At 43.4% G+C, this 19558-nt stretch carries 18 protein-coding genes; 6 read left to right on the top strand and 12 right to left on the bottom strand.

The genetic code is table 11. The features are described 5' to 3' along the window. Positions 1–74: 74 nt before the first annotated feature. Positions 75–1271, top strand: coding sequence for an acyltransferase family protein (locus tag AAA970_RS02280; RefSeq protein ID WP_338235820.1), 1197 nt, complete (start codon positions 75–77; stop codon positions 1269–1271). Between the two features lie 47 nt (positions 1272–1318). On the opposite strand, the gene AAA970_RS02275 is transcribed toward AAA970_RS02280, so the two are convergent. The 8 genes from AAA970_RS02275 to cmk form a co-directional block, all read right to left on the bottom strand. Next, positions 1319–2815 carry an O-antigen ligase domain-containing protein gene (locus tag AAA970_RS02275; protein WP_338235819.1) on the bottom strand — a complete coding sequence of 499 codons (1497 nt, stop codon included), beginning with the start codon at positions 2813–2815 and terminating at the stop codon, positions 1319–1321. A gap of 173 nt (positions 2816–2988) precedes the next feature. Further along, on the bottom strand, positions 2989–3606 hold the full coding sequence (gene nqrE, locus AAA970_RS02270; RefSeq protein ID WP_053405978.1) for an NADH:ubiquinone reductase (Na(+)-transporting) subunit E: 618 nt from the start codon (positions 3604–3606) through the stop codon (positions 2989–2991). A gap of 16 nt (positions 3607–3622) precedes the next feature. Beyond that, complete coding sequence (locus tag AAA970_RS02265; protein WP_053405979.1) at positions 3623–4288, bottom strand: NADH:ubiquinone reductase (Na(+)-transporting) subunit D; 666 nt, start codon at positions 4286–4288, stop codon at positions 3623–3625. Between the two features lie 20 nt (positions 4289–4308). Then, complete coding sequence (gene nqrC, locus AAA970_RS02260; protein ID WP_053405980.1) at positions 4309–5019, bottom strand: NADH:ubiquinone reductase (Na(+)-transporting) subunit C; 711 nt, start codon at positions 5017–5019, stop codon at positions 4309–4311. After that, on the bottom strand, positions 5006–6202 hold the full coding sequence (locus AAA970_RS02255; RefSeq protein WP_338235818.1) for an NADH:ubiquinone reductase (Na(+)-transporting) subunit B: 1197 nt from the start codon (positions 6200–6202) through the stop codon (positions 5006–5008). The genes nqrC and AAA970_RS02255 overlap by 14 nt, the downstream gene beginning before the upstream one ends. A gap of 8 nt (positions 6203–6210) precedes the next feature. Further along, positions 6211–7572 carry a Na(+)-translocating NADH-quinone reductase subunit A gene (locus AAA970_RS02250; protein WP_338235817.1) on the bottom strand — a complete coding sequence of 454 codons (1362 nt, stop codon included), beginning with the start codon at positions 7570–7572 and terminating at the stop codon, positions 6211–6213. Positions 7573–7716: 144 nt separating this feature from the next. Continuing rightward, positions 7717–8586, bottom strand: a complete 870-nt coding sequence (locus AAA970_RS02245) for a 4-hydroxy-3-methylbut-2-enyl diphosphate reductase (protein ID WP_060687349.1) — start codon at positions 8584–8586, stop codon at positions 7717–7719. 19 nt (positions 8587–8605) lie between these two features. Further along, complete coding sequence (gene cmk / locus AAA970_RS02240; RefSeq protein WP_338235816.1) at positions 8606–9292, bottom strand: (d)CMP kinase; 687 nt, start codon at positions 9290–9292, stop codon at positions 8606–8608. A 444-nt stretch (positions 9293–9736) separates the two neighbouring features. Between cmk and AAA970_RS02235 the strand changes: the two genes are divergently transcribed. After that, positions 9737–10036, top strand: coding sequence for a hypothetical protein (locus AAA970_RS02235; RefSeq protein WP_060685374.1), 300 nt, complete (start codon positions 9737–9739; stop codon positions 10034–10036). A 54-nt stretch (positions 10037–10090) separates the two neighbouring features. Then, positions 10091–10456 carry a magnetosome magnetite crystal formation protein family gene (locus AAA970_RS02230; RefSeq protein WP_060685373.1) on the top strand — a complete coding sequence of 122 codons (366 nt, stop codon included), beginning with the start codon at positions 10091–10093 and terminating at the stop codon, positions 10454–10456. Between the two features lie 216 nt (positions 10457–10672). Here the strand turns inward: AAA970_RS02230 and nagA are convergent, their stop codons facing one another. Then, on the bottom strand, positions 10673–11851 hold the full coding sequence (nagA, locus tag AAA970_RS02225) for an N-acetylglucosamine-6-phosphate deacetylase (RefSeq protein WP_338235815.1): 1179 nt from the start codon (positions 11849–11851) through the stop codon (positions 10673–10675). Between the two features lie 530 nt (positions 11852–12381). Further along, positions 12382–13803 (bottom strand): aldehyde dehydrogenase family protein, encoded by a 1422-nt coding sequence (locus AAA970_RS02220; protein WP_338235814.1) that lies wholly within the window; start codon positions 13801–13803, stop codon positions 12382–12384. A 194-nt stretch (positions 13804–13997) separates the two neighbouring features. Here AAA970_RS02220 and AAA970_RS02215 point away from each other — a divergent pair, with 194 nt between their 5' ends. After that, the gene (locus AAA970_RS02215) at positions 13998–14891 is read left to right on the top strand and encodes a glycerophosphodiester phosphodiesterase (RefSeq protein WP_338235813.1); all 894 of its coding nucleotides are present in this window, start codon (positions 13998–14000) and stop codon (positions 14889–14891) included. A gap of 42 nt (positions 14892–14933) precedes the next feature. Here AAA970_RS02215 and AAA970_RS02210 read toward each other — a convergent pair whose 3' ends face one another. After that, entirely contained in the window at positions 14934–15707 is a 774-nt protein-coding gene (locus tag AAA970_RS02210) for a class I SAM-dependent methyltransferase (RefSeq protein ID WP_338235812.1), read from the bottom strand. A gap of 193 nt (positions 15708–15900) precedes the next feature. Here AAA970_RS02210 and AAA970_RS02205 point away from each other — a divergent pair, with 193 nt between their 5' ends. Continuing rightward, positions 15901–17109 (top strand): GWxTD domain-containing protein, encoded by a 1209-nt coding sequence (locus AAA970_RS02205; protein WP_338235811.1) that lies wholly within the window; start codon positions 15901–15903, stop codon positions 17107–17109. 506 nt (positions 17110–17615) lie between these two features. Continuing rightward, complete coding sequence (rlmB, locus tag AAA970_RS02200; RefSeq protein ID WP_338235810.1) at positions 17616–18392, top strand: 23S rRNA (guanosine(2251)-2'-O)-methyltransferase RlmB; 777 nt, start codon at positions 17616–17618, stop codon at positions 18390–18392. Positions 18393–18438: 46 nt separating this feature from the next. On the opposite strand, the gene AAA970_RS02195 is transcribed toward rlmB, so the two are convergent. Then, a complete protein-coding gene (locus AAA970_RS02195) occupies positions 18439–19521 on the bottom strand; it encodes a mannose-1-phosphate guanylyltransferase (RefSeq protein WP_338235809.1) in 1083 nt (360 codons plus the stop codon). Positions 19522–19558 lie beyond the last annotated feature (37 nt).

The raw sequence follows: 19558 nt of genomic DNA, 5'->3' as shown, positions 1-19558 counted from the left end.
TCCGTAACAATAATTTAGAGGTTCGGTTAAGCTCAAACACAAACCCGAAACATTAACCAAAAATAAGCCCCTGCATGGAGCAATCAAAAAAGAAAATCTATTTTAAGGGATTAAACGGCGTTCGGTTTTTTGCCGCCTGCGCGGTGATCTTCCATCATATCGAACATCATAAATACTGGCTTGGCTTACCTAATTCCTGGGGAAATACCACTGTAGATGCCCTTGGCCACAAGGCCGTTTCTTTGTTCTTTGTCCTTAGTGGATTCCTGATCACCTATCTCTTAATGGCGGAAGTCCAAAAAACAGGAAAAATTGCCTTTTTCAAATTTTATGTCCGGAGAGCACTTCGCATCTGGCCCCTCTACTTTTTAATTACTTTTATTGCTTTTTTCTTACTTCCCATAATGGTTAACCTGGACGACTTCGGGATTAATTTGTACAAAGATTTTTGGGGAAAATTGTCTCTCTATCTGGTCATTTTACCCAATATCGCCCGCCAGGCTTTTGAACCCGTTCTGGGCGCCAATCAGGCCTGGTCCATTGGGGTAGAAGAGCAATTTTATCTGGCCTGGCCTATATTGATCTGGCTATTCAGGAAAAGGCTGCCTCAGTTCCTGCTTGGTTTCATTGCCTTTAAAATGGGAATTGATTTAGTACTGTACCTTGCGAAGGATGCCGTACTTCCGTCCAGTGGATGGTATGTCCCGCTGAACTTTGGTTACCGCATTATGCATACTTTCCAAATTGAACAGATGACGGTCGGAGGAATTGGCGCCTGGATCTTGTTTGAAAGAAAAGCGCAATTTCTCCAATGGACCTATCATCCTGTCACCCATTATGGAAGTATGGTACTTTTGGTGGCCATGCTGTTTGTTCCCATGCATTTCTTTGGCGCCTCTGTGGTGGAAGCCATTGTATTCATTTTATTCATCATGAATGTTTCTACCAACCCGAATGCCTCCAATAGCCTGGAAGGACCTGCTTTTACCTTTCTCGGGAATTTATCATACGGAGTGTATATGTATCACAACATTTGCATCATTTTACTAATCAAATTGCTGATCTATTTTGAAGTGCCCGAAATGAGCAATACTTTTTTCAATATCAGCCTGTACGGTGGAAGTGTCATTTTCACCACATTCATTACTGCTTTGTCCTATGAATTCTTTGAATCGAAAGTACTGAAATACAAAAGTAAATTCATGGTGGTTAAAAGCGGTACCAGCGGAGAAAGCACTCCTAAACCTACAGCAGAGCCTGTCAATTCCTGATAATCCCAAAAGCCTGTCGCTCCTTCCGGCGACAGGCTTTTTTTTTATTATACAGAGGCCGTTTTTCGCTTTTCCTTTTCTGCTGCTTCCAATGCTTTCTCCTGCTCCTCTGCCTCCCGCTGCCATCGCGGCCCCAGAAAAATAAAAGCAATGCCAAAATAGGTCAAAGGTGCGGTAGGAATCTGAGTAATCAAGCCATTGGTATAGCTGGCCACCGCCACTCCGCAATAGCCTCCATACATGGCGATAAGTTTTATCCTGACATTAGATTCCTTTAAATTCCAGACCACCAAGAACCCCTTCACGGCAATAAATACAATCATGAATACATGTACATACAGTCCAATGACACCACATTCTGCCCATACCCTGGTATAATGACCATCGGTTCCCAGTTCGGCTAAAAAAGAGCCTGGGGCAAAACGTTTCCCCCAGGAACCGGCCATCCCAATCCCGGCACCTATGGGTTTGTTGTGCATATAATTCTCCAGTATCTTCTCCCGGTTTTTGCGCACCATAAATGAAGGATCCTCTGAGGGATTTAAGGCGGTACGCATCCGATTGATCTGATAATTGGTCTGCCCGATGGTGGTCCATTTCAGCACTGCGAACATCATAAAACCTATGGAGCAGCCCAAAATCAATATCTTCACCCTTTTGCTCAAAAGCAGGTACATAAAGCCCGCCAGGGCAGGAATTACCAGTGGCCCGCGTGAACCTGAAATGAGCATGCCATAAAAAGCCATCAGAGAGGCAAAAATCAAATAATTCCTCCTCCGTTTATTCGCCCATTCGGCAATCGCAAATATGCCAAATACAATTCCGGCCATGGCTTGGGAGGCTCCAAATTGCGCCGCATCTGAGTAGTAAGAAAATACCCTTAATTTACCAAAAAGAACATGGGTATTCGCCGCTCCGGCATCCAGCCATCGCTGCTCGGTGGGAGAAACCCCGATGAACAATTGCTTAATTCCCCAAATGGTTCCAATAATGGAAAAGATGGTCCAAATGGTGATCATCATGTCCATATCCTTGGGTTTATTAAAAATAAGGACCCCACAAATAAAATTCAAAACCAGATATAGCGCCAGGCCACGCATAGCATAAAACCAGGCGACTACGGAGCGGGAAAGTGGATTGGCAATTTCAATCACACAATAGCCAAACCAGATCAAAATCACATAAAATACGGCCTGATGGAGATCCGAAGCATCCAGCTCGCGGCCTTTGCCCAAAATAGTAAAGAGAATGGGAAGTAAGAGAAAGACATCTACCCCCAGGCCATAGGGGGCAAAGGGATAATAGCGGGTAAGACCGGCCTGCATAAAGGAGATGACCAGAACGAAATACATGCCCACCTTCGGATTGGCATAAAAATAGGCCATGAACATCAAAATGGGCGGCAAAAAGAACAGCATCAGCGGTAGCTTATTCCCCGTACCAATGGCCAGGCCCAGCAAAAGTGCAAAAGGAAGGGCCAATAACCAACCCCAGCGACGTATCCATGGGCCACCCAGAAAAAGTCGAAGTCTGTGTATATCCAAAATGGTGAAAGGCTTGATCTAAAATAGATTACACTTTTCTTTTTTACCCCATTTCAAATAGGAAGTTGTTTATTGAAAATGACAAAAAATCATATTCGTGTAGGTTTTCAATCAAAAAAACAAAAAAAGGCAGCCCGATCGGACTGCCTTTTCAATATCTATATGTCGTGGGATTACAAAGCAATACCCATGAAAGACATAAATGCCATACCCATCAAACCAGTGATGACCATGGTGATCCCCAAACCTTTCATGGCATCAGGTACATCAGAATACTTCAAACGCTCACGGATTGCAGCGATGGCGATAATCGCCAACAACCAACCAATACCGGAAGAGAATCCATATACTGCAGACTCACCCAATCCCATCTCACGCTGTACCATAAACATGGAAGAACCCAAGATTGCACAGTTTACTGCGATCAAAGGCAAGAAGATACCCAATGAACCGTAAAGTGCCGGAGAAACTTTCTCAATGATCATCTCTACCAACTGTACCATAGAGGCAATTACGGCGATAAACATAATCGCTTGCAAGAAGGTCAGGTCGATTTCAGCTGCCTGCGCACCTAATAACCAAGACAATGCGCCTTCTCTCAATACATACTCCTGCAATAACCAGTTAACAGGTACGGTGATCGTTAATACGAACGTTACCGCTAGTCCAAGGCCCATTGCAGTATCTACTTTCTTCGAAACGGCCAAATAAGAACACATTCCCAAGAAGTAGGCAAATACCATATTCTCAATGAAGATGGATTTGATACCTAAGTTTACTAATTCTAACATTGATTCGTTCGTTTAATTATTTTTCAACGTAACCTGTGTATGCGCGCTGTACCCAAATGATCAGCCCCAACACCATAAATGCACCTACCGGAGATACCATCAAACCGTTCAATGGGAAATCTGGCAAACCAATCGCTTCAAATACTTTGAAACCGAAGATAGAACCAGAACCGAACAACTCACGGAAGAAGGCTACTGCCAGGATGATCCATGCATATCCAAAACCGGATCCCAAACCATCCAATACGGAATCGTAAGGTTTGTTACCCATAGCAAATGCTTCCAGACGTCCCATTACAATACAGTTGGTAATGATCAGGGAAACGAATACAGACAGCATCTTGGATACGTCGAAGAAATATGCTTTCAATACCTGGTCTACCAAAGATACCAAAGTTGCAATTACTGCCAATTGCACAATGATACGGATACGACCCGGAATCAAATTACGCATCAATGAGATAATCAGGTTGGAGAATACAATTACCACCGTTACGGCAATGGCCATAACGAAGGTAGGCTCCAACTGCGTGGTTACTGCCAATGCAGAACAAATCCCCAATACCTGAATGGTAATCGGGTTGTCATCGTTCAAAGGATCAGTAACAATCTTTTTGCGGCGCTTAGAGAATAAAGGCTCTGCTGCCTTTTTCACTTCTGCCGTTTCAACTGTTTCAGCCATTTTAATTTCTTTATTTGGTATTAACCGTTGATTACACTTTTTTCCAAGAATGCCTTATAGTAAGACAGGTAGTTCTCCAACATGTCATTGACACCATCAGCAGTCAAGGTTGCCCCTGACATACCATCTACCTGGTGGTTAGACAATGAAGCATTGTTCTCCCCTTTCAACATTTGAATGGATACTAAATTAGTCCCTTCAAAAATTTTCTTACCGGTATAACGATCCTGTACTTCATCAGAAGTGATACGAGCACCCAAGCCTGGCGTCTCACCTACGTGATCCATAGAAATACCTTTTACAGTGTTTCCATCTGACTCCAATGCCAGGAATCCCCAAATGTTATTCCAAAGACCATTACCATACATTGGCAAAATATAAGAAGCAGCACCGTTAGTATCAGTATACTTAAATACTGGCAATTGACGCTCCTCTACAGGCTTTTTAAATTCACGGCCTACATCTACCTTAGATGCATCTACTCCGTCAATCTTTTCACCTTTAGAATTTACTACAAAACCTTCGATCTGCGTATTGAAGATCTCCAAAATACGGTCCGGCGTCTCTGAAGAGATATCCGTTACCGCACCCAGGATCTGCTTACGCGTATCCAATTCTACTGCTTTCTTTTGGGCATCTTTTAACCCAACAGCGGCAAAAGACAATAGTCCTCCAAGAACGATTGTCATGGCAGCCGCAAAACCGACGATATATCCGTTAGACTGTTGCACGTTTCAATCTCATTTTTTTGTTAGACTCAACTACATAGTGGTCGATCAACGGAGCGAATACGTTCATCAACAAAATTGCCAACATGATACCTTCCGGGTATGCAGGGTTGAACACACGGATGATAACCGTTAATACACCAATCAAAATACCGTAAACCCACTTACCGGTAGTGGTATGTGCAGCAGTTACAGGATCCGTTGCCATGAAAACAGCACCGAAAGCCAAACCACCGATTACCAAGTGGTAATGAGCAGGCATTCCCATATAAGCGTTCACCGCCAATGCATTCAACAACAAACCGGTCAAATAAGCACCACCGAAAACACCTACCATAATTCTCCAGGAAGCTACACCCGTTGCAATCAACAAGATAGCACCCAAAAGAATCGCTAGTGTGGAAGTTTCACCGATAGAACCTGGAATAAAACCCAGGAACATGTCCATGAAACCGAAATTAATGCCGCCATAAGAAGAGGCTTCTAATGTCGCTACGACACTCTCACCCGCTGGCGTAGCGTTCGCAATCGCCAATGGAGTAGCACCTGTGAAACCTTCTACAAGGTTAGCCCCCTCGATACCGGAAGTCCAAACGTTACCGGAAATATCCGTTGGGTAAGCGAAGTAAAGGAATGCACGAGCTGTCAGGGCCACGTTCAATACGTTAGTCCCTACACCACCGAAAACCTCCACGCCTAATACTACGGCGAAGATCATCGCTACTGCTACCTGCCACAATGGAATAGAGGCAGGAATACACAATGGCACCAACATCCCGGTTACCAGGAAGCCTTCCGCCAATGGGTGTTTACGTAGCACGGAAAAAGTTCCCTCTACCATACCACCGACAGCGTATGCCACCAATACGATAGGCAACACCTGAATGGCGCCATAAATGAACATATCACCAAATGAAGCATCAGTAACGCCTGTTGCTGCATAGTGCTGATACCCTACATTATACATACCGAACAACAAAGCAGGCACCAATGCGATCACTACGGTCATCATTAGTCGCTTCAAGTCGTTGGCATCTTTCACCTGAACTCCTTTGGAACCCGTTACCTCCTTTGGTACATAAAGGATGGTATCAACGGCTTCAAACAGGTAGTGGAACTTCTCATATTTCCCACCCTTTTCGAAGTCAGGCTTGATATTGTCAAGTTTTTCTCTTAAGAATTTCATGATGTTTATTAGCTATACTGCAACAAATCCAAACCTTTTCTCAAAATAGCCTGAATATCGTTCTTCGACACGTCAATGAACTCACAAAGGGCTACATCTTCTTCTACCAACTCGTAGATACCCAATGCTTCCATATTGTCGAAATCCTCGGCAATGATGGCTTTCATCAGGTGAGTAGGTAAAATATTCATAGGCATCACCTCTTCGAAGGCACCGGATACTACAAAACGACGCTTCTCCCCACGCGTGTTGGTGTCTAAACGAAACTCCTTATTTGGATTAAGGAATGACAATAAACCAAACGCTTTGTGGAAGGATACACGATTCGACTGCGGAGTAATCCATCCCAGGAATTCCTGCTCACCGTCTCCCTCAGGGATTACCGTGAATTGGTTGTGATAAAAACCTAGGAAACCGTCCTGAGCAATTTTCTCACCAGTCAAAACGTTACCAGAAATATAACGCAAGTGACCCTCGTTTACATTACCCTCAACCAAAGGCTTGATGCACGTACCCGCCAATACTTTCGCATAGGCCGGCTTTTTCACCTCAGAACCGGTAATCGCAATCACGCGGGAAGCGTCATACTTACCCGTCAGGAACAATTTACCGATCGCTGCTAAGCCAGTAGCAGAAACAGTCCAGTAAAGATCCCCTTTGTTGATTGGAGAAATCTCATGAATCTGTACCCCTACGTTACCCACTGGGTGTTTACCGGTGAAAGCGGTTTGCTCGCAGTTTTGTAAACCCGCAAAAATGGAGTTTGAAACTGCACCGTTTAAGCCCAGGTGAACACGATCCGTGAATTTCGCTAGTACATCGATACCTGCCTGAAGATACGCTTCTTCACCCTGGAAGGCAAATTCGTAATCAGGTGCCAATGGATGGCTATCGAAAGCAGAAATGAAAATTGCTTTCGGGGTATCTTGTGGATTTGCTACAACGCCATAAGGACGCTGAATAATGTGTGGCCATACACCGGCCTTGCACATTTGTGCAACAGCTTCCTCCCGAGATACCTTTTGTAAATCAGCGGAGCTGTATTGTGTGAAGGACTCAAACTCGAGTTCCTTGTCTGCCAAAACGCGGATTTCCAATAAACGACGCTTCGCACCGCGAACGATCTCTACCACCTCGCCGGATACCGGAGAAGTATAAAGAACATCTGGTGTCATTTTGTCGAATAACATCGGAGAGCCTGCCTTGACTGTATCCCCTACTTTAACCATTAATTTCGGACGTTGGATTCCAATGAAGTCCGATGGTTTAAGCGCGAATACATTTGATTCTGCAAATGAAGAGATTTGTTTATCAGCTTGGCCAACAAGCTTGATATCAAATCCTTTCTTTACCTTTTTTGTATTTGACATCGCTACATGAATTGATTCAATAGGTCCCTAAAAAACGGCTCAAAGCTAATAAAAAGTGCGCTAATTATTGATTAAATTGACAATAATTCACGTAAATAATGAGCCTCATCATATCTTAATCTTCGAAAAGTATAAAAAGCTGACTCAGTTGGCCTTTTTTATGAAGTCCGCCACCTGTTCCATCAGCCACATTGGAGTAGAAGTCGCCCCGCAAATACCCACAGAATTCACGCCCTCCAACCACTCAGGTAATACTTCTGCTTCGGATTCTATGAAATAGCTTTTTGGGTTGTGGGTTTTACAAACCGCATACAGCGCCTTTCCATTTGAACTTTTCTTACCTGAGACAAAAAGAATCAGGTCATGTTCCTGAGAAAAGCGCTCCAGCTGTGGCTCACGGTTTGACACCTGTCGGCAGATGGAATCATTCGCCTGAAAATCCACCACCTCAGCCTTTTGCTGCATTTTATTTTCTATACTTTCCTTAAGGGCATAAAAGCCTTTGGTGCTTTTGGTCGTTTGAGAAAATAGGGTCACCGGTCGGTTAAAGTCCAACAATTCCAGATCCTTTTCCTCAGACACGATCAAGGCTTCTTCATTGGTTTGCCCAACCAATCCAATCACCTCGGCATGCCCTTTTTTTCCATAGATCACCACCTGTCCATTATCGTCCTGCATTTTATCGTGAGCCGTCTTCACACGGTTCTGCAGTTTTAACACTACGGGACAGGAAGCATCAATCAGGGTAATATTATTTTCCATTGCCAGGCGGTAAGTTTCCGGCGGCTCGCCATGAGCACGAATCAGCACCTTGCAATCCTTAAGATCTGCCAGATCTTCCCGGGAAATCACCCTCAACCCCTGCTCATTTAAGCGCTTCACCTCCATATCATTGTGGACAATATCCCCCAAACAATACAAAGTAGACGAATGCGCCATTTCATCCTCCGCCATCTTGATGGCATATTCCACTCCAAAGCAATAGCCGGAGTTTTTATCAATGGTTACTTCCATAATCCAGGTTTCTTCTGATCTATTGGGCGGCAACGGTTTTCTCAGCAGCCTTTACTATTTCTCCCACCTGTTCCTCAAAGGTCAGGAAGGAGGTATCTACCACTTTTGCATCTTCCGGCTGCACCAAAGGACTTTCCGCTCGTGTTGTATCTATTCGGTCTCTCTTTCGAAGATTTTCGATAATCTCTTCTAGATTCACAATTTGCTTTTGTTCAAATAACTCCTTCTGCCTTCTCTCAGCACGAATGCGCACATCTGCCGTCATGAAAATCTTGAGCTCAGCATCCGGAAAAACCACCGAACCAATATCGCGTCCATCCATCACCACTCCTTTTTTCTTGCCCATCTTACGCTGCTGCTCGACCATGGCTTCACGAACCAATCCAATAGCGGCCACATCACTCACTGCATCGGAGATATACATCTTGCGGATCTCTTTTTCGACATTCGTTCCATTTAAAAAGGTTTCGTTCACCCCCTCTTGTTTATTATATTTGAAACGAATATCAATAACCTTCAAAGCTTCTTTAATGCCCTTGGGGTCAGTTAGTGAAACATTATGTTCCTTGAAATATAGCGTCACCGATCGGTACATAGCACCTGTATCAATATACCCATAACCCAACTGAGCAGCTACCGCTTTAGCTGTTGAACTTTTCCCACAGGCGCTATAACCATCAATGGCGATTACTATTTTTTTACTCATATTTTTCCGCTGATCAACAAATGTTTAACAGTCCTTCATTGGACAGGGAATAGGCTTCCCTTTTTTGATTTGCTTCTTTTTGGGAGGATATTTCCGACCAGTAGAGCAAGAACTCAGGCCTGCCCCGCCAACGATCAACATTAAGCACAGACACATTGCCGCCTTCCAACGAACAGTTATCCTTTTTTTCTTCACTGATTTCGTATTTTATTTGGTAAAAAAATTCTCTCCCACTATTCCAAATCGCCCCCAAAGGTAACAAAGCTTTCCATAATTTCCCCCTAAAATTTTTATTCTCAAATCGTAACCTTTCAGAATGTTCAAATACGGTCAAACGGGACAGCCCTCAAAGTCGTTTTTATAATTAGCAGGAAGTAAGTAATCCCTATAATAAGTTCTATTTAATATTTAAAATACGCATAAATTTACCAAAAACTACTGACAATGAACAAGAAAGAAAATCAAGGCTCCATGGAAAAACTCTTCCGAAATATTGGTAAAAAGATTGATGACCTGATCAACGAAGTACCGGTAGACAAACAGGAAGTGAAGGAAGAATGGAACAAAAGATCAGGCGAAATCAAGCGCAATCTCCATTTTTTAGAAATGAAAGTAGATGAATTTGCCATCGAGCACCAGTCCACCATTCAGGAAATAGAAGACAAAGTAAAAAGTACTACTGAAAAAATTAAAAAGGAGTTTTCCGACTTTAAATCGGGCAATGACAGAAAAAAAGAAAATTAAAGGAAAAAGCGATCCGGAAAATAAAAGGAACGCCAACTATCTAAAACAATTATTATGAGCAACACCCTTCCCGTCAGGTATGCCAATAGTCAGGAAAAACAATGGGGACTATTCGCTCACCTCGGCACCCTTATCGGGCTATGCATCCCGCTAGCCAATATCCTGGTGCCGCTAATCATTTATCTCTCCAAAAGAGAAGAATCTAATTTTGTGGCCGAGCACGCCAAGGCCTCTTTCAACTTTCAGGTGTCAATGACCATCTTCCTGATCATCTCCGGATTACTTTCCTTCCTCATCATCGGCATTCCCTTTGTAATCCTTTTCGCCCTGATGACGGTGATCTGCTGCATCATCGCGGCTGTGGATCTGGACAAAGGAAAGTTTTATCGCTACCCACTCACCATCCGCTTTTTGGACTAAAGCAATGAAAACCAACCATCCTTAGCCTTGATTTGGAGGAAGCATTCATTTCACTAAAGCCTTCCTCCAACAACACCCCCCTCCCACTATGTCGTAATGGCCAATAATTTTGCACATAAAAAAACCGGGCTCAACCAAATAAACCCGGCGCTAAACCATCAATTTAAAAAAAAACCAAAGTTTTAATTAACCTATTCTCAACCTATTAGAATTTCACTAAGCCATTGCCTGCAATTCCTTCGCGGCACTGGCTTTTTTATATTTTTGCACACCGTTGACAAAAGTGCTCATCACATTCATTTCCTCATCCAGCAACACAAAGTCTGCGGAATAGCCATTTTCAATCTTACCGATTCCTTCCAGGCCTAAACTTTGCGCCTGATTCCAGGAGGTGGTTTTCACCAGCTCAGCCAAAGGTAAACCAGTCACCGAACGCACCATTTTAAGTCCCTCATTGAACCGTAGGGTAGATCCGGCCAGGGAACCATTCTCCAGGCGGGCCACCCCGTCTTTCACCTCCACCTTCAATCCACCAAAGCTTCGCACGCCATCTTCACACCAGGAAGCCGCCACTGAATCTGTAATCAGCATCAGGTCTTCCATTTTACGGCTTTTGAAGATCAGCTTGATCATATCCCGGTTCAAATGCACGCCATCACAAATCAATTCCAACTTTACATCATCATCCAATAATCCAGCCCCAACCAATCCAATTTCGCGGTGATGCAAAGGTGTCATCTGATTACAAAAATGCGTCAAGTGTGTCATTCCTTTCTTCTTGGCCTGAAGGAAATCCATATAACTCGCATCCGTATGAGCCGCTGATACCGTAATCCCTGCTTCCGTCGCAGACTTGGTGAAGGGCAAAGCTCCTTCCGTCTCAATGGCGACAGAAACCACCGACACCGGATAAATATCATGCAATGCTTTCAATTCCGACCAGTCCGACTTGCGAACGAAATCCGGATTCTGAGCCCCGGCACATTTCCTGTTAATGAAAGGCCCTTCAATATGTACTCCCGGTGTTTTCGCAAATTCCGCATCCTGTGCATACGCCTTCACCGCCTCCATTGATTTAGCCAACACCTCATTGGGTGCGGTAATGGTGGTGGGCAGAAAGGTCGTCACCCCTTCCTTTAGTTTAGTCTCTGCAATGGTCCGGATAGAAGCCGCAGTACCGTCACAAACATCTGCCCCATTAGCGCCATGAGTATGGATATCCACAAAACCCGGCATCAAAATTTGCCCACGACCATCAATCACCTTTTCGGCCGCCGGAACCATTTGCCCCAAACGAATCACCGCCCGAATCAAACCATTCTCCACCAATACCGAAGCCCTGTTCAGGTCCATTCCGGGAGAAATCACGCGCACATTTTGAATAAGTGTTCTCATGAACTAATTAATTACATTTGTTTATCAACACAATTCAAATATAGTGCTAAAAATTAAAAAAGGAAGTTAATTAAAAATATTTTTTAAAAATTAAAGCATGATTAATCAAAAACCATTTTAAAAGCCGGAAATCAAGACCCTAAACCCGAATTATTCACCACTCAATTTAGTAGCTCGCCTTAACCCGAATTATTCACCGAACAGCTTGCGTGAATTACCACAAACAACTTAAAACTAGCGTATTTCAATTTGTTTTCCCAGATTTTCAAAGCTCTAATAGGGGCATACTTGCTTTCTCCGCCCTTATCTGCCTCCGTGGAAAAAGACTGAAATAAGGAATTATTTCTTCCTTTTCCCGGCCTTGCAGCTAAACGAGGATTTAGGCATAAATAATCCGGATTAACGAAAATCAACCACTTAAAAAACCGCATCACCCACGAGAAAATACCCTTAAAAACAAAAAAAGCTGGACCCAAATCGGACCCAACCCCATTAATAAATATTTTTTTATAATAAAATACGCTTCAATTCTACATCCATTTAAATAATTGTTTCATAAAAGATAATTTCCCACGATAAGGTGCATACCTAAAAGGCAAATCCAGCCAACTGCTTTTTTTCATGACGCCCTTCATATGACTAAATGCCTCTACAGAATACGCCCCATGATAGCCTCCCATACCACTATGCCCAATTCCTCCAAAAGGCAGACTGCCCTCTGCCAAATGCGCCACGGCATCATTAATCGCACCTCCACCAAAAGCTCTTCTGCTCATTAAGCTCTCCGCAAAAGCTTTATCCTCCGAAAACACATATTGCGCCAGAGGATTAGGATACCGATCCAGCAAAGCATCCAGTTCTTCCGCCTTCTGATAAGCCAGTACCGGTAGAATCGGCCCAAAAATCTCCTCCTGCATCACCGCATCTTCCGCTGTGACATGATCCATGATTGTGGGCGCCAGGTACCGATCCGAGGCTGTGTAAACTCCCCCCATTACCACTTTACGTTCATCCAGCATCTTCACCAAACGCTCAAAATGGCGATCACTGACCATGCGTGGATAATCCGGGCTTTTGGAAGGATCCTTACCATACATCTTCTCTACCTCGTCCATCATATGCCCCACCAAGGCATCCTTTATTTTTTCATCTGCTAAAATATAATCCGGTGCTACACAGGTCTGACCTCCATTTACAAATTTGGCCCAAACGATTCTGCGCGCGGCAATGGCTAAATTGGCATCCGCCGCTACAATTGCAGGGCTCTTGCCCCCCAACTCCAAAACTACCGGAATCATTTTTTCCCCCGCGGCACGTGATACTATTCGCCCCACCGCCTCGCTTCCGGTAAAAAAGATATGGTCCACAGGCTGAGCCAGTAAATGTGTTGACACCTTTACCCCTCCCTGCACCATTTTCACATACCGTTCTTCAAACAGCTCTTCCAACATTTTCTTGATCACCTTGCTACAATTCGGGGTATACTCTGAAGGCTTCAAAATCGCGCAACAACCTGCAGCAATAGCCCCCATTAGCGGCAAAAGCGCCAGTTGTACCGGGTAATTCCAGGGCGCAATAATCAGGGAAACCCCGTAAGGATGCGGATAGATTTTTGTAGTTGCAGGAAAATTCGCCAAACTGAACCGACTTGCTGTTCTTGGCCCTGCCCATTGTTTTAGATGCTTGATTAAATGCTTTAACTCTACCTGCAGCAGACCAACCTCTGTAATAAATCCTTCAAACTTTGACTTCCTAAAATCCGCCTGCAAGGCCTCCAGCATTTCGGACTCATATTGCTTCAGACCCTTTGCCAGCTTCAGCAGTTGCCGCTTCCGAAATGAAAGCGAAAGCGTTTCCTGACTTTTAAAATAAGCTTTCTGCAAATGTAGAATCCGTTGAATTTCCTCTTCTGAGGTTTCAGAAAAAGTTGGAGTAATAGGTTCTTGCGTCATGGTCTGTTTGTTTATTTTGGAGAAAAAGAAACCATTGCGGATCCTTTTTCATTATTACGGCATAATAATATATAAAAACCCCGTCATGCTGTCGAGTTTCTTACAAAAACAGTCATAAATTCTTAATGATGATCAGTTTTTTTTCAATTTCTCAAAAACTACCTTAGCCCTCCTTATCCTTTTGATGTATACCTATGAGATTTTATCTTTCTTTTTTCCTCTTTTTAGTAATGTTAAATCATCCCTGTATTGCACAATTTGATTTTGAAGGCCATCGTGGTGCGCGGGGCCTGATGCCCGAAAATACCATTCCGGCCTTTATCAAAGCACTGGACCTGGGCGTCACTACTTTAGAGATGGACGTCGTCATCAGCAAAGACAAAAAGGTAGTGGTTTCACATGACCCCTTCCTGAGTCATGAAATTACCACCACCCCGGAGGGCAAAAGCATTCGCGAAAAGAATGAGGAGACTTATAATCTGTATGATATGAATTATAAGGAGATCAAAACTTTTGATGTAGGAAAGAAAAAGCATCCCCGATTCCCGAGACAGGAAAAACTGACGGTCTTTAAACCTCTATTATCGGAGGTCATCAAAGCAGCGGAACATCATGTAAAAGACACGGACCGCAATGAGGTTTATTATAATATCGAAATCAAAAGCCGGGAAGAATGGGATGACATTCACCATCCCAGGGTGGGCGAATATTGTGAATTGGTCGTCAAAACGATTCAGGACTACTTACCTACAGAAAGAGTGATGCTGCAGAGTTTTGATATCCGGGCATTACAATATTTACATGAATACTATCCGGAAATTACCCTGGCCTATCTGATCGAAAACAAAAAATCAGAAAAGGAGAATTTGGACAATCTCGGCTTTCTGCCTGACGTTTACAGCCCTGAGTATATTCTGCTAAAGAAAAAAAACATTGAAGATCTCCATGAAATGGGCGTGAAAGTAATCCCATGGACGGTCAACGAACGAAAAGACATGGAAGAACTGATTGAATGGGGAGTAGACGGCCTGATTTCGGACTATCCCGATTTACTAATGATCGTAGGAGAGGAGAAGCATTTGCAATAAAACAAAAAAGGCCGCCCTCAACAGGACGGCCTTTTTTAGGGTTTATTTTCTTAAAATGTAGAAAAGATCCAGTGCCTCATCCGCATTTTTCACCTCCAAATAATCCTCATGTCGGATAGACATCACCAAATCATCTGAAGCGGTTTTCAACTTATTACGATTTCTTCGATTCATAAAATCATAAGGAATACGAAGCAACCAGGCCGGCAAACGATATTGCAAATTCAGCACATCGTACTTCATAACGGCCTCCACCGATTTCTTATTACGGTGATAGTATTCCCAAACCTTATCGTTTCCGCCAATACCATTGGCCTCCACCTGATCAAAATACCTACCGGCCAAAGCCTTCAGCTCATCAGCAGTATATTCCCGCTCGTGCCATGGATTTCGGCTCAGCGTTTTCTTAATATTCGGCGTTGAAATAATCGCTACACCTCCTTTTTTCAATACCCGATGGATTTCTTTCAAAAATAAAGCATCATCGGCAATGTGCTCAATCACCTGAAAAGACACCACGGTATCAAAGCTCTCATCTGCAAAATCCCTGAAAGGAGGCACTACTGCCTGACGGAAATCCACTTCCGGATGCTCCGCTTTCAGCTTGTCAACCACTTCGGGAATTTTATCTATAGCCGTGTAGGACTCACTCTTAGGTGCCAGCAAGTGCACCCCTCTGCCTTCCCCACAACCCACTTCCAACAACTTTCCCTTCACATAAGGAGCTGCGGCATAATAGGCTTTTAATAATCGCTGATGGATAGGATTATCAGAAGGAATCTGATCAGAAGCGATTTCTGTGGTATATACACTCATTTAATTTCTAATCTATAATAAAAAATGATCCGCCCAACGAGCTTACCAATTTTTCGTTTATCTTAACAACACAAATATAGCCATTTCCGTGAACTGCAAAGGCTGGGGAGATATAAATGATTGAAGAAGGGAGACTTTTCACCGAATTTTTATTTTTGTACTTAAATTCCCGACTTTCTCAAAATCATCCAAAATGAATTTTGCCTGCTATCGATTTTTCATCATTGCTTTCTTTTTCCTTTTCCTTCAGGAATCGGTCGCCCTGGCACAATTGCCTTTTAACGAATACAACCAATCCTATAATTACAATCCCAACGCGCTTACCAACTTCCGACACTTTGTATTTCGGGATGAGGAAGGTTATAAAGTAATACTAAATATCAAATACCGGTCGCAGGAAAATGTGGTGGACGAATGCCGGCTGACGTATTTCTTTGTCAACTCCTATAATTCACTGGACAAGTCCGGTACCACAGGGGTAAATTATGATAATTTTAAAAAGCGCGATGGAGAAAACAATTACTTCATCATCCCGCTATCCCCAAAGGTAGACACCAAGGATATTATGATTCTGAAGATGGCTACGAATAACGGAGATTTCGTGTTTTATCATGATATTCCTTTATTCGATGCCGTTGATTTCATCCCTCAGGACGGAGAAGAACCCTTCTGGGCCGTAACCGCCAATTACATCCCCTCTACTGCTTTGAATGTGAAAGCCACAGGAGTGGAACAAAAAGTCACCATCCGCTATTGGGAACACAAATTCCTTCCCGCTTTGCCTCCGATGAGCAAGGCCTCCTCTCCAAAAGAATTACATTACACGGATACTTCTTTCAACTCCGGCACTATTATCCCTATTGATAAGACCGGCACCTACTTTGTTTCCACAAAGCCCGAAAGCAAAAAAGGCTGGGTATTCCGGAAAGAGGGCACATACTTTCCGGAAATTAAAGAAATGAACGAGCTCGGCCCTCCATTGCGCTATATTTCCACTAATGAGGAATATCAGGACTTGCTTACCCATTCGGATTTGAGACAAGCCTTTGAGCAATTTTGGCTGGAAAACAGCCGGTCTCCAAAAAGAGCGCGCGCCACTATCAAGCGCTATTACGGACAGGTGACTAATGCCAACATTCTTTTCACCACTTACAAGCAAGGTTGGAAAACCGACCGCGGCATGGTCTATATTGTTTTTGGCAAGCCGGATCAGGTGTATCGGGACCAATCAGAGGAGATATGGATCTATGGAAAAGATGAGCTGGAGCAGGTGAAATTCACCTTCAACAAAAATCAGGATTTTTACCATAAAGGGTTTTACCTGCTGAAACGTTCCAAAAAATATCAGGACAGCTGGTACCGACAGGTAGACCTCTGGCGTAAGGGCTTAAAGGGCATTTAGCGCATATTTCATGTCCATTCATCCAAAGCAAATTTCGATAATGGAGTATAAGGCTTTTTTATAATCATCAGGCAAAGCGATTTAAGCCGGATTATTCCTGCTTAAATCCTCCTTTAGCTGCAAGGCGGGAAAAATGAAGGAAAAGTCCTCCATATTAATTTTCTTCTAACGCAGCAGAGGAATAAGGAGAAAGCAAGCTTGCCAAAATTATGGTGATTAATCTGTCAGCAACCAAAGACTAATCGACTAATAATAGGCTATTTAAAACGAACCGAAAAAGCTAGCGGTGAATCATTCGGCTTAAGCCTGAGCTTGCTACCTACCCTTTAACGCTTCAATCCCATTAGTACCCAAAGGCATTTTTGTAATTTCCCTATTTAAAGTCCGGGCCAGCGAACAATTCCTAAAACTATTCAGCTATCTTTGCAGCGGAGAAGGGCAAGCCGGGAATTTTTGCATTATTCTTGCAGGCAGAGGCTTACCTTCCAAAAGAAAGCTAGTGATTTATGGAAAGAACGTTCCGCGGAAACTTCCGCAAAAAACCGCAAACGGCGGATATGATTTTTGGCACAAGAGCCGTTATCGAAGCCATTCGGGCTGGAAAAGAAATCGACAGACTGTATATCCAAAAAGGGCTGAATAACGAATTGACGAAAGAGTTGGTAGACACTGCCATTGAATTTCGCCTTCCGATCAGCAAGGTTCCGGTTGAAAAACTGAACCGGATTACCCGCAAAAACCATCAGGGAGCTATTGCTTACCTTTCTGCGGTAACCTACCAGTCTTTGGACAATATTATCAGCGAGTGTTATGCTAAAGGAAAAGATCCTTTCATTCTGATGCTGGACCGTGTGACCGATGTCCGCAACTTCGGGGCCATTTGCCGTACAGCGGAATGTGCAGGGATAGATGCCATCGTTATTCCTTCCAAGGGAGCTGCGCAAATTAATGCGGATGCTGTAAAAACTTCAGCCGGTGCATTAAACATCATCCCGGTAACGCGTCAGGATTACCTGAAGGACACCATCACGTATTTACAGGAAAGTGGTATCAAGGTCGTAGCGGCCACAGAAAAGACAGATCAAATTTATACGGAGTTGGACTACAATCAACCGATTGCCATTTTAATGGGTTCTGAGGAAGATGGTGTTTCTCCGGAGTATTTGAAACGCTCAGATGAAAAAGCCAAAATTCCGATTTTGGGAAAAATTGAATCTTTGAATGTATCCGTTGCGGCAGGCGTCATTATTTATGAAGCCGTTCGCCAAAAAGGAATAAAATAAAAAAAGGGAAGCCTAATGAGCTTCCCTTTTTTTTACCTGAACTATTTTACAAATACTCTTTGCCGGTTTTATTTTTCACCGCCTTGAAAATCTTTTTGTAGTTGCGCTCATTTCCTTTCTTCACCACCACCACTAACTTTTCTCTGACCGCCACCACATAGTTCTCCAGCCCTTCCGCCACTACCAACGTCTCCGGATCTTCACTGACCACCATGGAATCCTCGACATCAAAGAGCATCGCATTGGCAAAAACAGTATTCCCTTCCTCTTTCTCCTGATTTAATTCATGAATGGTCTGGAAAGAACCTAAATCCGTCCACTCAAAATCACCCAGAATCACATCCACATTTCCGGCCTTTTCCATCAATCCATAATCAATAGAAATATTCTTACAATGAGAATAGGCTTTTTGCAGAGACTTTCCTTCAGCAGTGGAAAAATAATCTCCCTTCATTTCCTCAAAAACATCTGCCAAATCTGGCAAATGCTTTCGCAATGCCCGGATAATCGCCTGCACATTCCAGATAAAAATACCTGAGTTCCAAACGTAATCCCCACTATCCACAAAAAGCTCCGCCATTTCTTTAGAAGGCTTCTCCGTGAAAGTTTTTACCTTTTTGATGGTGGCTTCATCTCCATCCCGGTATTGTAAATAACCATAAGAAGTCTCCGCCTTATGCGGACGTAAACCAATGGTCAACAACCGATCCTGATCAATAACCGATTCCAGACCGGTAAATATACAGTTATGAAAAGCCTCCTCCTTGAAAATCGCATGGTCAGAAGGAGAAACCACGATGCGGGCATTTGGATAGGCTGATGCAATTTTATAACAAGCATAAGCTATACAGGCCGCCGTATTTCTTCTATGAGGTTCCAGTAATAATTGATCCTGCCCGATTTCCGGCAATTGTTCCTGTACCAGCTCACGGTAATCCTCATGGGTCACCACAAAAATATTCTTTCGGGGGCAAATCGGTAAAAATCGATGATAGGTTTGCTGCAATAGTGATTTCCCTAAGCCGAAAACATCCATAAATTGCTTGGGACGGTCCGTTCGGCTAAAGGGCCAAAGCCTGCTACCAATACCTCCAGCCATGATCACCACGAAATTATTCTCACTATACATCCCGATTTATTTTATTATTATAACCTTTCTTTAATTT

This window comes from Persicobacter diffluens (assembly GCF_036244895.1).
GTDB classification, from domain to species: Bacteria; Bacteroidota; Bacteroidia; order Cytophagales; family Cyclobacteriaceae; genus Persicobacter; species Persicobacter diffluens.
The sequence above is the reverse complement of the archived record's forward strand: the minus strand, read 5'-3'. Positions and strand labels throughout refer to the sequence as shown.